12 protein-coding genes are annotated in these 14,310 nt (G+C 69.0%); 10 read left to right on the top strand and 2 right to left on the bottom strand.

What is annotated here, in order from left to right; all coding sequences use genetic code 11:
• Nucleotides 1–293 precede the first annotated feature (293 nt).
• From G8A07_RS01000 to G8A07_RS00985, 4 genes are all read left to right on the top strand, one after another.
• Complete coding sequence (locus G8A07_RS01000) at nucleotides 294–1,940, top strand: peptide chain release factor 3 (RefSeq protein ID WP_195795287.1); 1,647 nt, start codon at nucleotides 294–296, stop codon at nucleotides 1,938–1,940.
• A gap of 93 nt (nucleotides 1,941–2,033) precedes the next feature.
• On the top strand, nucleotides 2,034–4,112 hold the full coding sequence (locus G8A07_RS00995; protein WP_195795286.1) for an Ig-like domain-containing protein: 2,079 nt from the start codon (nucleotides 2,034–2,036) through the stop codon (nucleotides 4,110–4,112).
• 148 nt (nucleotides 4,113–4,260) lie between these two features.
• On the top strand, nucleotides 4,261–5,049 hold the full coding sequence (locus G8A07_RS00990) for an ABC transporter substrate-binding protein (RefSeq protein ID WP_195795285.1): 789 nt from the start codon (nucleotides 4,261–4,263) through the stop codon (nucleotides 5,047–5,049).
• 138 nt (nucleotides 5,050–5,187) lie between these two features.
• The gene (locus G8A07_RS00985) at nucleotides 5,188–5,511 is read left to right on the top strand and encodes a PspC domain-containing protein (RefSeq protein WP_195795284.1); all 324 of its coding nucleotides are present in this window, start codon (nucleotides 5,188–5,190) and stop codon (nucleotides 5,509–5,511) included.
• A 9-nt stretch (nucleotides 5,512–5,520) separates the two neighbouring features.
• On the opposite strand, the gene G8A07_RS00980 is transcribed toward G8A07_RS00985, so the two are convergent.
• The gene (locus G8A07_RS00980; protein ID WP_195795283.1) at nucleotides 5,521–6,468 is read right to left on the bottom strand and encodes an MBL fold metallo-hydrolase; all 948 of its coding nucleotides are present in this window, start codon (nucleotides 6,466–6,468) and stop codon (nucleotides 5,521–5,523) included.
• 105 nt (nucleotides 6,469–6,573) lie between these two features.
• A complete protein-coding gene (locus G8A07_RS00975; RefSeq protein WP_195795282.1) occupies nucleotides 6,574–8,757 on the bottom strand; it encodes a 3-hydroxybutyrate oligomer hydrolase family protein in 2,184 nt (727 codons plus the stop codon).
• A 56-nt stretch (nucleotides 8,758–8,813) separates the two neighbouring features.
• Here G8A07_RS00975 and G8A07_RS00970 point away from each other — a divergent pair, with 56 nt between their 5' ends.
• The 6 genes from G8A07_RS00970 (at nucleotide 8,814) to G8A07_RS00945 (ending at nucleotide 14,246) form a co-directional block, all read left to right on the top strand.
• Entirely contained in the window at nucleotides 8,814–9,389 is a 576-nt protein-coding gene (locus G8A07_RS00970) for a PAS domain-containing protein (RefSeq protein WP_195795281.1), read from the top strand.
• A gap of 137 nt (nucleotides 9,390–9,526) precedes the next feature.
• Nucleotides 9,527–10,297, top strand: coding sequence for an ABC transporter ATP-binding protein (locus G8A07_RS00965; protein ID WP_195795280.1), 771 nt, complete (start codon nucleotides 9,527–9,529; stop codon nucleotides 10,295–10,297).
• On the top strand, nucleotides 10,297–11,007 hold the full coding sequence (locus tag G8A07_RS00960) for an ABC transporter ATP-binding protein (protein WP_195795279.1): 711 nt from the start codon (nucleotides 10,297–10,299) through the stop codon (nucleotides 11,005–11,007). The genes G8A07_RS00965 and G8A07_RS00960 overlap by 1 nt, the downstream gene beginning before the upstream one ends.
• A 29-nt stretch (nucleotides 11,008–11,036) precedes the next feature.
• Nucleotides 11,037–12,257 carry an ABC transporter substrate-binding protein gene (locus tag G8A07_RS00955; RefSeq protein ID WP_195795278.1) on the top strand — a complete coding sequence of 407 codons (1,221 nt, stop codon included), beginning with the start codon at nucleotides 11,037–11,039 and terminating at the stop codon, nucleotides 12,255–12,257.
• A 124-nt stretch (nucleotides 12,258–12,381) separates the two neighbouring features.
• Nucleotides 12,382–13,269: a branched-chain amino acid ABC transporter permease gene (locus G8A07_RS00950; protein WP_195795277.1), complete on the top strand. Its 888-nt coding sequence runs from the start codon at nucleotides 12,382–12,384 to the stop codon at nucleotides 13,267–13,269.
• Nucleotides 13,266–14,246, top strand: a complete 981-nt coding sequence (locus G8A07_RS00945; protein WP_195795276.1) for a branched-chain amino acid ABC transporter permease — start codon at nucleotides 13,266–13,268, stop codon at nucleotides 14,244–14,246. Before G8A07_RS00950 ends, G8A07_RS00945 begins: the two co-directional genes overlap by 4 nt.
• Nucleotides 14,247–14,310: the final 64 nt, after the last annotated feature.

Here is a 14,310-nt window from a genome sequence, read left to right as displayed (position 1 = left end):
GCCCGAGGCTGGCGAAGGGACGGCGGCACAAACAGCGCATTTGTACCCGACTCTCGGCCGCGCGCACTCAGCAGAGGCTGCGGCTCGGTTCGCCAGGACCGACCCGCATGCCCCAAGCGCGGCGGCGGCCGGGCCCCGGGGCGGGCCCCCTGCGATAATCCGCCCTTCTCCCAAGCCCTGCCCCGCCCGGCCGGCCACCCACTTCATCGCGAAGTGGTGCCAGTAGGCGCGCCTCGGGCTCGGCTGCATCCTGACCCAGCGCCCTGGCCGCTCGACCGAACGCCCTCATCACCATGTCCGCCGATAGTCCCATCGCCTCGCGCATCGACAGCGAAGTCCGTCGCCGCCGCACCTTCGCGATCATCTCCCACCCCGACGCGGGCAAGACCACGCTGACCGAGAAGCTGCTGCTGTTCTCCGGCGCGATCCAGATCGCCGGCTCGGTGAAGGCGCGCAAGGCCAGCCGCCATGCAACCTCGGACTGGATGGAGATCGAAAAGCAGCGCGGCATCTCGGTGGCTTCCTCGGTGATGCAGATGGAGTACCGCGACTGCGTGATCAATCTGCTGGACACCCCGGGCCACCAGGATTTCTCGGAAGACACCTACCGCGTGCTGACCGCGGTGGACGCGGCCCTGATGGTGATCGACGCGGCCAACGGCGTGGAGCCGCAGACCCGGCGCCTGCTGCAGGTCTGCCGCGCCCGCAACACGCCGATCCTGACCTTCGTCAACAAGATGGACCGCGAGGTCAAGGACCCGCTGGCGCTGATGGACGAGATCGAGCAGGAGCTGGGCATGACCGTCGTGCCCTTCACCTGGCCGGTCGGCATGGGCAAGCATTTCCACGGCGTGATGGACCTGCGCCAGCAGCGCATGCGCGTGTTCTCGCCCGGCGAGGACCGCGTCGCCGGCACCGAGGAAGTGCTGGAAGGCCTGGACAACCCCGCCTATGCCGAGCGCTTCGGCATGCAGTACGAGAACGCGCAGGGCGAGATCGAGCTGGTCCGCGAGGCCGCACCGGCCTTCGAGCTGGAGGACTTCCTGGGCGGCCAGCAGACGCCGATGTTCTTCGGCTCCGCGGTCAACAACTTCGGCGTGCAGGAGGTGCTGGACGCCCTGGTCGAGCTGGCCCCGGCGCCGGCCGAGCGCACGGCGATGCAGCGCGTCGTCAAGCCCGAGGAAGCCAAGTTCAGCGGCGTGGTGTTCAAGATCCAGGCGAACATGGACCCGGCGCACCGCGACCGCATCGCGTTCCTGCGCGTGGCCTCCGGCCATTTCGAGCGCGGCATGCGCCTGAAGGTCGTGCGCAGCGGCAAGGAGCTGCGCCCCAACACCGTCGTGAGCTTCCTGTCGCAGCGCCGCGAGCTGCTGGACGAGGCCTTTGCCGGCGACATCATCGGCATCCCCAACCATGGCGTGCTGCAGCTGGGCGACACCATCACCGAGGGCGAGGCCCTGCAGTTCACCGGCCTGCCCTTCTTCGCGCCGGAAATGTTCCGCAGCGTCGAGGTCGCCGACCCGCTGAAGACCAAGCAGCTGCGCGAGGGCCTGCGCCAGCTCGGCGAGGAAGGTGCGATCCAGGTGTTCCGCCCCGAGGCCGGCAGCGTGCTGCTGCTGGGCGCGGTCGGCCAGCTGCAGTTCGAGGTGGTCGCGCACCGCCTGGAGCATGAGTACGGCGTCAAGGCCCGTGTCATGGCGGCGCGCTACAACGTCGCGCGCTGGGTCACCTGCGACGAGGCGGATGGTGGCGAGAAGGAGCTGCGCCGCTTCATCGATCACAACGCCCACCGCGTCGCCTGGGACGCGGTCAACGCGCCCACCGTGCTGCTGGAATACGCCGGCGAACTGCGCGCGATGCAGGAGAACTGGCCCAAGATCAAGTTCCACGCGCTGCGCGAGCATGCGGGGCTGGTGTTCCAGCAGAAGATCGACGGCTGATTCGCGGATCGCGCATTCGCGGGCATACGCTAAGCAGAACCCGGGCAAGCTGGCCCTACCATCCGCCCCAACAATATTGAGGGAGGATGGAAGATGGCCGATTCCGGCATGGATCGCTTGCGCCCCTTGGCGCTGATGTGTCTGGCCCTGACCGCCTGCGGCGGTAGCGGCGACGACCCACCGGCGCCGACCGCCGAGGCCAGCGCGGATCGCTATGACCTCGGCTGGAACGCCCCCTCCACCGCGCTCAAGGTGCTGGACAACGACCGCACCAGCGGCGGCGATGCGGTGCTGAGCATCGTGGACGCTCCCAAGAATGGCACGGCAGCGGTGTCGGCCGGCGCCATCAGCTACACCCCCAAGCCCGACTTCTATGGCGAAGACGGTTTCACCTATGCGGTCAGCGTCGGCAATGTCCGCGCCACCGGCCAGGTCAGCCTGAACGTGACGGCCGCGCTGACCTTGCAGGGCCTGGTGCATGACGGCCCGATCGCGAATGCCAAGGTCAGCGCCCGCGTCGGCGAGCAGGTCTTCGAGACCACCACCGATGCGCAGGGCCGCTACACCCTGCCCGTCCAGCTCAAGAAGCCGGCCGACTTCGTCAGCCTGAATGCCCGGGGAACTGGCGCCCAGGCGCATGTCGAACTGAGCAGCCTGATCGGCGAGGCCGCGGTCCTGGCCCGGGCCGCCCAGAGCACAACGGTCAGCGACGCCAACCTGCCCTCGCTGCGTATCAACCATCTCAGCTCGGCCATCGCCGGCTTGATCGCCCAGCGTGGCTCGACGGCCCAGCCCCGCAACCAGGCCGAGTTGCAGCAGGCCAGCGCGGCGCTGAGCCAACAGGAGCTGCTGCATGCCGCGGCGCTGGCCAAGCTGGTGATCGACCATCAGGTGGCCTTGCCGGCGGGCATCGCCACCACCCGCGAGCTGCTGAGCTCCGCAAGCGCCCTGAGCGAGTTCCAGCGGGCCCAGCTGAACACGAACTGGCGCAAGGTGGTGCAGACCCGGGACGAAACCGCTGACGACCCGCTGCTCGGCCAGGCCCCGGTGCTCGGGGGCGATGCCACGGCCACCCGCGTGCTCTACCTGACCCATGGTGTCGGTGGCGCGATCAGCTCCGACACCCTGCGTCTGGCCCTGCAGCCCGATGGCCGGGCCTTGATCGACTGGGGTGGCACGGCGCGCGGAGCCAGCTGGAAACTGGAGGCGGATGCGCTGGTGCTGAAGTTCGACGCACCGCTGATCGAAGAAGCCACTGCCCAGGATCCCAGGCCCAGCACCGAGCGCTGGACCACCACCGGGTTGCGCATCCTGGATCGCGGCGCCGGCAACGGCTTGTTCACCCCTGCGGGCCTGCGCCGCGTCGGCGAAAGTCGCAACATCGACTACCCCCAGATCAGCCGAGACCTGGGCAAGGAGCTGTTCCTGATGCGCCGCTACGAGGCCAGGTCCCTGCCGGGACTGGACGCCGCGGCCCTGGCATCGGGCAAGCGCTGGATCGGCCCCACCGCGGCCGCGCTGGCGCAAGGCCTGCGACAGGACATCCTGCACATCACCGGCGCCAGCAGCGCGCGCTTCGAGCGCGCCGGGCTGGATCTGAGCTGGGCTCGCACGGCCGACGGCGCGCTGGAGCTGAGCTTTCCGGATGGCAAGCTGCTGCATCGCTACCTCCGCCTCGGGCAAGGACCGCTCGGCGAGGAACGCTGGCTGCTGGAAGAATGGCTGGACGGCAAGTTCCAGCGCGCCGAAGAACTGATGGCATTGGAAGCCCCCGCCACAGCCCCCGCCCTGCCCCAGGCGGGCACCATCGCCGGCATCTGGAACAGCAACCTGAAGGCCCAGTATCTGGAGCCGGCCAGGTATCACCTGCGCAGCGATGGCAGCGGCGCGATCGAGAGCGGCATCCCCTCCCCCGGGCAGCCGGAGATAGCCCCTGAGTTCAGCCAGACCTGGCGCCTGCTGCCCGATGGCCGCCTCGAAATGGCGCGCGGGCAGACGGCCCTCAATGCCGCCTGCAACCCCTTCGCCGGGGCCGCCGGCTGCCGGGTGCTGCAGCGGCGCTTCTGGACCGCCGTAGCGGCGCGGGACTCCATCTTCTTCCTGCTCGAGCAGGGCCCGGGTGACACGAGCAGCAGCCGCTTTGTCGCGATGAAGAAGTCTGCGTTGCCCTGAGCGGTTGGCGGCAAGGGCCGCACACCCCCATCGGTCCGATTGACAAACCGGCTTGTATAGACAAGCCAGCTATCCACCCTGCAAGCCCGAGCAATCGGTCACGCGGCGCGTCAAGGTCCTGTCGCAGGCGCGGCCTACACTGCCGCCGATGTCCTGGCTGTCCCGTCCGTTCCTTCGTCGCCTGCTGTGTTGCGGCCTGCTGGCATGGCTGCCACTGGCGGCGGCGGCGGCAACGGCCGGCGCGGCGCCGCGGCTGCTCGGCTTCACCGAGAACCTGGCACCGCTGAACTACGAGGAGGCGGGCCGGGCCCAGGGCTTCAGCAGCGAGCTGGCGCGCCTGATGGCGGCCGAGGCCGGGCTGCCGATCGAGATCCGGGTGCTGCCCTGGCAGCGCGCGGTGCAGACAGCCGCCACCGCGGCCCAGCCAAGCCAGCCCAGCCTGCTGTTCTCGCTGACCCGCACGCCGGAGCGCGAGGCGCAGTACCAATGGGTGGGGCCGATCAGCCCGCGTCGCATCCTGGTCTATCGCCTCAGCGCGCGCGAGGACCTCCAGCCCGCCGGTCTGCAGGCCCTGGGCGCGTTACGCGTGGGCGTGGTGCGCGAGTCGGCGGCGGCGCGGCGGCTGCTGCAGGCCGAGGGCCTCGATGCGGCCCAGCTGGAATGGGCGCTCGACGATGCCGCCAATCTGCGCAAGCTGCTGGCCGGGCGCATGGACCTGATCGTGATGCTGGACTGGGCCGCGGCCTGGCATCTGCGCCAGCTGAGGCTGCCGCTGAACACGCTGGCACCGGCGCTGCCGCTGGACGTCACGCGGGCCTACTGGTTCGGCCTGCCGCCCGACTGCGATCCGGCCCTGGTGCGCCGGCTGCAGGAGGCGCTGGACCGGGTCAAGCGCGACGGCCGCTACGAGCGGTTGCGCCAGCGCTATCTCGGTTGAGCCTGGCGACCGCAGGTCGCGCGCCGCTGAAGCCTGTCCCGCGGGGATTGCAGTCCGTCGGCCCGGGCTCGCCGCGGCGCGCCTCAGGGGCTACGCTGCGAAGCATCGACAACAGTCACCCTCACGGAGCCCTTCATCATGTCCGACAGCGAAGAACTGAACCGCCTGGCCGATCTGCATCAGCGCGGCGCCCTGAGCGACGAGGAATTCGCGCGCGCCAAGGCCCGCGTGCTGGAGGGCGGCAGCAGCAGCGGTGCCGGCGGCTTCGCCCAGGGCGCGGCGCTGAACCGGCTGCGCCGCAGCCGCGACGACCGCTGGCTGGGCGGCGTCTGCGGCGGCCTGGCGCGCTTCACCGGGCTGGAGTCCTGGGCGCTGCGCCTGCTGTTCGCGCTGGCCCTGCTATGCGCCGGCACCGGCGCGCTGATCTACCTGCTGATGTGGATCTTCGTGCCGCAGGACTGAGGCCGCCCCTCAGGGCTTGCTGCTGTAGTTGGCCGGCAGCCATTGATAGCCCTTGCCGTCGGCGCGCAAGCGGCCGATGCCGGGGAAGGACACATGGGCCACGGCCACGTAGTAGCCGGCCTCGGCCGCGGCGGCATAGGCCTTCTGGCGCTGCGGCATCGCCTTGGCGGAATCGCTGTCGAAGGTGATCGTCACGGTCGGGTCGGGGAACTGCACCGCGGCCACATGCATCAGGTCGCCCCAGACCGCCAGCTTCTGGCCCTTGCTCTCGACCATGTAGACGGTGTGGCCGGGCGTATGGCCGTGGGTGGCGACGGCGCGCACGCCGGGCACCAGCTCGACATCGCCATCGAAGGGCTTGAAGCGGCCGGCCTCCTGGTAGGGCTTGACCACCGCCTGCGCGGCCTTGAAGCCGCCGCGGGCGGCCTCGGGCGCGGCGGCCATCGCGGCCTCGCTGAGCCAGTGCTCGGCCTCCTGCCTGGCGATGCGCAGGGTGGCGTTCGGGTAGGCGAGCTTGCCCTCGGCCAGCAGGCCGCCGGCATGGTCGGAATGCAGATGGGTGATGTAGACCTCGTCGACCTGCTCCGGCTGGTAGCCGGCCGCCTTCAGATGGGCCAGCAGCCGGCCGGTGCTGGGGCCGTAGGCGCCGGCGGCGCCGGTGTCGATCAGCACCAGCTTGCTGCCGGTGTTGATCAGGTAGCCGTTGACCGAGGTCTCCAGCGGCAGGCCCAGATAGGCCTGCTGCAGCGCGCGCAAGACCTGACCCGGCTGGTTCTCGCGCAGCAGCTTGTCGACCGGCAGCATCAGGGTGCCATCGTTCAGCGCGGTGACCTCGAAGTCGCCCAGCATCATGCGGTAGTAGCCGGGCGCCTGCGCCTTGATCTGCGGTGCGGCGGCCTGGGCACCGAAGGAAGCGGCCAGGGTCAGGGCCAGGGCGGCGGCGTTGAGTGAGCGCATGCGGGGATCCTCCACGGGTCGATCGGGGTGATGGTGCTGACGAACAAGCAGCGCCGGCGAGCATAGAGCAAGCCGGCGCTTCCCGCATGCCGCGGCGACAGATCCCTACTGCGGCACGCTCAGCACCCCGGCATCGAAGCCGATCGCGTCCGCCGCGGCCGGCGTCGCGGCCCAGGCCGGCACGTTACTCGCCGCCAACGCCGGGGCGCCGGCGCCGCGCGGCGTGGTGCGCACCACCTGGCTGGCCGGCAGCGCGGTGCCGCTCTTCAGATGCGCCCACATCTGGTCCAGCGCGCGCACGAAGTAGACATGCAGCGGCACATAGCGCGCGTCATAGCCGAGCAACGCACCGAAGGCGACGAAGCTGTCGAAATGCTGGGCGTTGGTGACCTCGTAGTAGCGAGTCTTGGCGGCCGCACCGTCCTGCAGCAGGTTCTTGCCGTAATAGGCGCGGGCCGCATGGTTGACCGGGATCAGCGTGTCGTTGCGGCCGGCCACGATGATGGTCGGCAGGCCGCGCAGCTTGGCGCCGAGCTGGGCCTCGGCGATGCCGGCGATGACCCGGTCCGACCAGGTCTTCATATTGCCGAACAGCGCATTGCCGCTGGCCGGGTCCTTGCCGGTGACCAGGGCGCGCAGGCACAGCGCGCCGTCCAGCGCGAAGTCCGCCGTGGCGCTGCCGGGCGAGACGGCCAGGAAGTCCAGCCTGGCGCCGCCCACCGCGTCGTTGTAGACGATGTTGACGCCCGAGGTCGGCGGCACGCCATTGCCGCTGGCGAACAGGCCGGCCTGGGTGGCCGCCACCTGCGCGATCACGTCGCCGGCGGCATTGGTGTTGGCGAAGCTGAAGCCGCAGACGTTGTCGCTGACCTTGAAGCGGCCATAGGCGTTCACATAGGTCATCGCGATCGAGTTGGTCGCGAAGCGGAAATGCGATTGCTGCAGGAAGTTGGTCTCGGCCATCCAGCCATAGGCATTCAGCTTGGCCAGCGCGTCGTCGGCCTGAGCCGCCTGGGTCGCGCCGCTGACCAGGCCGCGCGCGGCCAGCGCGGCGCAGCGGTTCTGCGCCGCCGTCGTGTAGGCGGCCGGCCAGAAGGCGGCGTTCAGCGACAGCCCGGCCTGGGCGGACAGGGCCGCGCAGGGCTGGTAGAGGTTGGCGTAGGTGAAGTAGTCGGCCAGCGGTTTGCTGTGCGTGGCCACCGTCGCCGCGCCCTGCTTGATCGTCAGGCCGGCGTTGGCGCCGGGCTGCACATTCGGCTCGGTGACGGCCACGCCGTCGATCAGGCCCTCGGTGTCCTGCTCGGCCGCGGCCAGCGCCGCGCCGCCGCCGTTCGACACCGAGGAGGCGATCACCAGCGTGTTGGCCGGCTTGATCACCACCTCCTTCTTGCCGGGCTGGCCGGCGATGTCGCTGCCGTATTTCTCGTTGAGCACATAGAAGGCCAGCTTGATCGCGCGCAGGGTGTCGCGGCCCCAGTCCTTCTCGGGGTTCTGCTGCGAATGCGCATGCTTGTAGGCCACGCGGTTCGGGAAGGCGGCGTTGTAGGCCTGGCGCTCGGCGTCGCCGATGTCGGCCTTGAAATGCGCCTTCTTGGCGGCAGTGCCGGCGCTGGCGGCGGTGCCGTCGATCTGCAGCACCTGGTCCGTCATCAGGTCGTGCACGCCGTTGCCGGTACCCTTATCGGCATAGGCCACCGCGCAGCCGCGCTTCAGACCCCATTCGCCGGCGGTGCCGATCGCGCCGTAGATGCCGCGCGAGCCCGAGGAGGTGGCGCTGACGATGCAGGGGTTGGCGCGGTCGAAGCTGGCCGGCACCTGCACCATCAGCACCACGTTCTGCTTGCCCGAGCCGTCGTCGGCCACCGCGATGTGCTCGGTGCCGGCAATCTTGCCCTCGCCCAGCGTGTCGTTGCCGCTGTTGTCGATGTTCGGGCCGTACAGGCGCGTGAAGCCGCCAGCCAGCGTGTAGTCGACCAGCGCGCGGTAGTTGGTATGGATCGCGTTGCGGCGCAGCTCGGCGGCGGTCGGCGCGGCCGGGTTGGCATAGGCCGGCGCGGCGCCCAGCAGGCCGGTCTTGCCCAGGCCGGCGGTCAGCAGGTCGTCGCTGCTGCCGTCGTAGCTGGCGGCGGCCACGCTGCCGCTGATGAAGCCCGGCAGCGCATTGGCCACCGGCGCCGGCGTTTCCGGCGCGGGGCTGCCCGCGTCGTCGTCGTCCGAGTTGCAGGCCGCCAGCACCAGGGCCAGGACGGCCAGGGCGGTGCGGGAAAGCGGGGCCGGAAGTCGCTGCATGGCTTGTCTCCTTGTGGCTCTGGGTGGGACATCGGGCGGTGGTAGCCTAGGCAGCCATGCAAGAGTGCGACAGCCCCAGGATTACGCCCGGGTTTTCCCCGGCCGACGACTTCGCGGCGCTCAGCCCGCTGGGGCTGGCGCTGGCGCGCGACCGCCGGCTGGAATGGGTCAACGAGGCCTTCGCGACGATGTTCGGCTACAGCCGCGAGCAGCTGACCGGCCAGAGCTTTCGCCTGCTGTTCGCCACCGAGACCGAGTTCGAGCGCATCGGCCGGCGCCTCTTCGCCAGCCTGCAGCAGAGCGGCAGCTACCGCGACGAGCGCCTGATGCAGCGCCGCGACGGCCTGATGCAATGGTTCCGCGTGCATGGCCATACGCGCGACCGCGAGGCGCCGCTGAGCGAGGTGGCCTGGGTGTTCGAGCCGCTGCAGAGCGGGGTCGAGCCCGAGGGCCTGACGCCGCGCGAGCGCGAGGTGCTGGCCGGCATGGTCGGCGGCCAGACGGCCAAGGAGAACGCCCGCAGTCTGGGCCTGTCGCCGCGCACGGTCGAGAAGCTGCGCGCCCGGCTGCGCCAACGCTACGGCGTGCATCGGGCCACCGCGCTGATGGGCCGCACGCTGGGCATCCCCTGACTTCCTGACGCAGCGCTTTCACCCCTGCCATTCGGCATCCGGGTAAGCCCTTGCGCAAAGCTACGTACAGGTAGTTCCCGGTGGCTGTATCGCCCTGGATCGCCCTACATTGAATGTCCAACTCAAAGACGTAGCAGATGGGCGAACTCATCCTGGAGACAAAGGGACTCACCAAGGAGTTCAAGGGCTTCACCGCCGTTGACGGCGTGAACCTGCAGGTCCGGCGCGGTCATATCCATGCGCTGATCGGCCCCAATGGCGCCGGCAAGACCACCTGCTTCAATCTGCTGACCAAGTTCCTGACCCCGACCCGCGGCAGCATCGTGTTCGACGGTGTCGACATCACCGGCGAGAAGCCCGCCGAGATCGCCCGCCGCGGCGTGATCCGCAGCTTCCAGATCTCGGCCGTGTTCCCGCACCTGACGGTGCTGGAGAACGTGCGCATCGGCCTGCAGCGCTTCACCGGAACCAGCTTCCATTTTTGGAAGAACCTGACCGGGCTGAAGAGCCTGGACGCCAAGGTGATGGCCCTGCTGGAGCTGGTGGACCTGCGCGAGATGGCGCAGCTGAAGGCCGCCGACCTGCCCTACGGCCGCAAGCGCGCGCTCGAGATCGCCACCACGATGGCGATGGAGCCGGCGCTGATGCTGCTGGACGAGCCGACCCAGGGCATGGGCCATGAGGATGTGGAGCGGGTCACCGCGCTGATCAAGCGCGTCGCCGAGGGCCGCACCGTGCTGATGGTCGAACACAATATGAAGGTGGTCTCGACCATCGCCGACCGCATCACCGTGCTGGCGCGTGGCGCGGTGCTGGCCGAGGGCGACTATGCCGAGGTCTCGCGCCACCCCGCGGTGCTCGAAGCCTATATGGGCAGCGAAGCCGCCGAGCTGCAAGGGGCGCATTGATGACGGCCGCCCTGGAGATCAAGGACCTGAACGCCTGGTACGGCGAGAGCCATATCCTGCATGGCATCAACATCACGGTGCCCAAGGGCCAGGTCGTGACCCTGCTGGGCCGCAACGGCGCCGGCCGCACGACCACCCTGCGCGCCATCATGGGCCTGACCGGCGAGCGCAAGGGCTCGATCAAGGTGCATGGCGAGGAGACCATCGGCCTGCCGACGCACCGCATCGCCCATCTGGGCCTGGGCTACTGCCCGGAGGAGCGCGGCATCTTCGCCTCGCTCTCGACCGAGGAGAACCTGCGCCTGCCGCCGCCGCTGAAGGGCGGGCGCGGCAAGCCGATGAGCGAGGCCGAGATTTACGCGATGTTCCCCAACCTGGCGGAGCGCCGCCAGAGCCAGGGTACGCGGCTCTCGGGCGGCGAGCAGCAGATGCTAGCGGTGGCCCGCATCCTGCGCACCGGCGCCGACATCCTGCTGCTGGACGAGATCTCCGAGGGCCTGGCCCCGGTGATCGTGCAGGCGCTGGCGCGCATGATCCGCACCCTGAAGGCCCAGGGTTTCACGATCGTGATGGTGGAGCAGAACTTCCGCTTCGCCGCGCCGCTGGCCGACCATTTCTTCGTGATCGAGCATGGCCAGGTGGTCGAGTCCTTCGCCGCCGCCGAACTGGAAAGCAAGCGGGCCCTGCTCGACGAGCTGCTCAGCGTTTGATGATGTCACTCACCCCTAAGGAGACAAGCATGACAACGAAAACCGCCATCACGCGCATCGCCCTGGCCAGCCTGGCCGCCTGCGGGCTCGCGGCCGGCACCGCCCAGGCGCAGGTGTCGGGCGACGTGGTGAAGATCGGCATCATCACCGACATGTCCAGCCTGTACGCCGACATCGACGGCGCCGGCGGCGTCGAGGCGATCAAGCTGGCGATCGCCGACATGAAGGGCCAGGTCGCCGGCAAGAAGATCGAGCTGATCTATGCCGACCACCAGAACAAGGCCGACGTGGCCGCCTCCAAGGCGCGCGAGTGGATCGACACCCAGGGTCTGGACCTGCTGATCGGCGGCACCAACTCCGGCGCCAACCTGGCGATGGCCAAGATCGCGGCCGAGAAGAAGAAGCCCTTCATCTCGATCGGCGCCGCCTCCTCGCGCTTGACCAACGAGGACTGCACGCCCTACACCGTGCATTACGCCTACGACACCGTGGCGCTGGCCAACGGCACCGGCAACGCGGTGGTGAAGAGCGGCGGCAAGAGCTGGTACTTCCTGACCGCCGACTACGCCTTCGGCGCCTCGCTGCAGAGCGACGCCACCGCCGTGGTGCAGAAGGCCGGCGGCACCGTGGTGGGCAGCGTCAAGCACCCGCTGTCGGCCAGCGATTTTTCATCCTTCCTGCTGCAGGCGCAGGGCAGCAAGGCGCAGATCCTGGGCCTGGCCAACGCCGGCGGCGACACGATCAACGCGATCAAGGCGGCCAACGAGTTCGGCATCACCAAGACCATGAAGCTGGCCGGCCTGCTGATGTTCATCAACGACATCCACTCGCTGGGCCTGAAGGCCACCCAGGGCATGTACCTGACCGACGGCTGGTACTGGAACCAGAGCCCCGAGTCGCGCGCCTGGAGCCGCCGCTTCTTCGAGAAGATGAAGCGCATGCCCTCGATGCTGCAGGCCGCCGACTACTCGGCCACCACGCATTACCTGAAGGCGGTCGAGGCCCTGAAGAGCGACGACGCCGACAAGGTGATCGCCAAGATGAAGGGCACCAAGATCAACGACTTCTTCGCCAAGAACGGCGAGATCGGCCCCGACGGCCGCATGCGCTACGACATGTACCTGATGCAGGTGAAGACCCCGGCCGAGTCGACCGAGCCCTGGGACTATTACAAGGTGGCCCAGGTCATTCCCGCGGCCGAGGCCTACACCAAGCTCTCCGAGAGCAAGTGCGCCCTCGTCAAGAAATGACCCACCCCCTACTCGCTTCGCGAGCCCCCTCACGGGGGCGCACCCGGCCGCTCGGCAAAGCCGGATCGGCGGGTGCCGTGCGAGGCGGGCCGGCCTGCGGCGGCCCATCGGACCTGTTCATGACATGACTGATTTTTTTGGCATTCCCCTGCCGGCCCTGCTGGGCCAGCTGCTGCTGGGCCTGGTGAACGGCTCGTTCTACGCGATGCTGTCGCTGGGCCTGGCCGTGATCTTCGGCATGCTCAACATCATCAACTTCGCCCATGGCGCGCTCTACATGATGGGCGCCTTCCTGGCCTGGATGGGGCTGGAATACCTGGGGCTGAACTACTGGGTGATGCTGCTGCTGGCGCCGCTGCTGGTCGGGGTGCTGGGCATCGCGATCGAGCGGCTGCTGCTGCAGTGGCTCTACAAGCTGGACCATCTCTACGGCCTGCTGCTGACCTTCGGCATCACCCTGGTGACCGAGGGCATCTTCCGCAGCTTCTACGGCGTGTCGGGCCAGCAGTACTCGGTGCCCGAGGCGCTGCAGGGCGCTACCAACCTCGGCTTCATGATCTTGCCGAACTACCGCGCCTGGGTGGTGGTGGCCTCGATCGTGGTCTGCCTGGCCGTGTGGGCGCTGATCGAGAAGACCTCGCTGGGCGCCACCCTGCGCGCCGGCACCGAGAACCCGAAGCTGGTGCAGGCCTTCGGCATCAACGTGCCGCGCATGATCACCCTGACCTATGCCGGCGGCGTCGCGCTGGCCGCCTTTGCCGGCGTGCTGGCCGCGCCGATCCTGCAGGTCACCGCGCTGATGGGCAGCAACCTGATCATCGTGGTGTTCGCGGTGGTCGTGATCGGCGGCATGGGCTCGATCCTCGGCTCCATCCTGACCGGCCTGGGCCTGGGCGTGATCGAGGGCCTGACCAAGGTGTTCTACCCCGAGGCCTCCAACACCGTCGTGTTCGTCGTGATGGCGATCGTCCTCCTGGTCCGCCCCGCCGGCCTGTTCGGTAAAGAGAAATGAGCCAGACGAAGAACCCCCTGATCGGCTACGGCCTGATGTTCGCCGGCATCGCCCTGCTGCCGCTGCTGGGCGCCTACCCGATCTTCGTGATGAAGGTGATGTGCTATGCGCTGTTCGCCTGCGCCTTCAATCTGCTGATCGGCTTCACCGGCCTGTTGAGCTTCGGCCATGCGGCCTTTCTCGGCGCGGCGGCCTACGGCGCCGGCCATGCGCTGAAGGTCTGGGGCCTGCCGGTGCCGCTGGGCCTGGCCTTCGGCGTCGCCGCGGCAGCGGCCTGCGGCCTGGTGTTCGGCCTGCTGGCGATCCGGCGCTCGGGCATCTACTTCTCGATGATCACGCTGGCGCTGGCCCAGATGCTGTTCTTCTTCTTCCTGCAGGCGCAGTTCACCGGCGGCGAGGACGGCCTGCAGGCCGTGCCGCGCGGCACGCTGCTGGGCCTGGACCTCGGCAAGGACCTGACCCTGTATTACGTGGTGCTGGCGATCTTCATCGGCGCCTTCTGGCTGATCTACCGCACCGTGCATTCGCCCTTCGGCCAGGTGCTGACCTCGATCCGCGAGAACGAGGCGCGCGCCACCTCGCTGGGCTACGACGTCGAGCGCTTCAAGCTGGTGGCCTTCGTGCTGTCGGCCGCGCTGGCCGGCCTGGCCGGCGCCACCAAGACCCTGGTGCTGGGCTTCGCGACCCTGACCGACGCGGTCTGGACCACCTCGGGCCTGGTGATCCTGATGACCCTGGTCGGCGGCATGGGCACGATGGTCGGCCCGATCGTCGGCGCCCTGGTCATCATCGCGCTGGAGAACAAGATCGGCGACGCCGGCAAGTTCCTGGCCGAGGCGACCGGCGTGCAATGGTTCAACGGCCTGGGCGAATCGGTCTCGCTGGTCACCGGCCTGATCTTCATCCTCTGCGTGCTGGCCTTCCGGCGCGGCCTGGTGGGCGAGCTGGGGGCGTTGCTGGAGAAGCGCAAGGCCTGAGCGGCGTCGATCGGCGCTGCTCCGCTGCGGACCGAAAAGACGTCTTGACGAGGGGCACGGCGTA

Origin of the sequence: Roseateles sp. DAIF2 (assembly GCF_015624425.1) — a bacterium.
In the GTDB taxonomy this organism is placed as follows: Bacteria; Pseudomonadota; Gammaproteobacteria; order Burkholderiales; family Burkholderiaceae_C; genus Kinneretia.
This window is presented reverse-complemented; position numbering and strand designations above follow the sequence as displayed.

Coding starts and splice junctions, on each gene's coding strand:
- G8A07_RS01000 (WP_195795287.1), top strand. CDS start 294: ATGTCCGCCGATAGTCCCATCGCCTCGCGCATCGACAGCGAAGTCCGT.
- G8A07_RS00995 (WP_195795286.1), top strand. CDS start 2,034: ATGGCCGATTCCGGCATGGATCGCTTGCGCCCCTTGGCGCTGATGTGT.
- G8A07_RS00990 (WP_195795285.1), top strand. CDS start 4,261: ATGTCCTGGCTGTCCCGTCCGTTCCTTCGTCGCCTGCTGTGTTGCGGC.
- G8A07_RS00985 (WP_195795284.1), top strand. CDS start 5,188: ATGTCCGACAGCGAAGAACTGAACCGCCTGGCCGATCTGCATCAGCGC.
- G8A07_RS00980 (WP_195795283.1), bottom strand. CDS start 6,468: ATGCGCTCACTCAACGCCGCCGCCCTGGCCCTGACCCTGGCCGCTTCC.
- G8A07_RS00975 (WP_195795282.1), bottom strand. CDS start 8,757: ATGCAGCGACTTCCGGCCCCGCTTTCCCGCACCGCCCTGGCCGTCCTG.
- G8A07_RS00970 (WP_195795281.1), top strand. CDS start 8,814: ATGCAAGAGTGCGACAGCCCCAGGATTACGCCCGGGTTTTCCCCGGCC.
- G8A07_RS00965 (WP_195795280.1), top strand. CDS start 9,527: ATGGGCGAACTCATCCTGGAGACAAAGGGACTCACCAAGGAGTTCAAG.
- G8A07_RS00960 (WP_195795279.1), top strand. CDS start 10,297: ATGACGGCCGCCCTGGAGATCAAGGACCTGAACGCCTGGTACGGCGAG.
- G8A07_RS00955 (WP_195795278.1), top strand. CDS start 11,037: ATGACAACGAAAACCGCCATCACGCGCATCGCCCTGGCCAGCCTGGCC.
- G8A07_RS00950 (WP_195795277.1), top strand. CDS start 12,382: ATGACTGATTTTTTTGGCATTCCCCTGCCGGCCCTGCTGGGCCAGCTG.
- G8A07_RS00945 (WP_195795276.1), top strand. CDS start 13,266: ATGAGCCAGACGAAGAACCCCCTGATCGGCTACGGCCTGATGTTCGCC.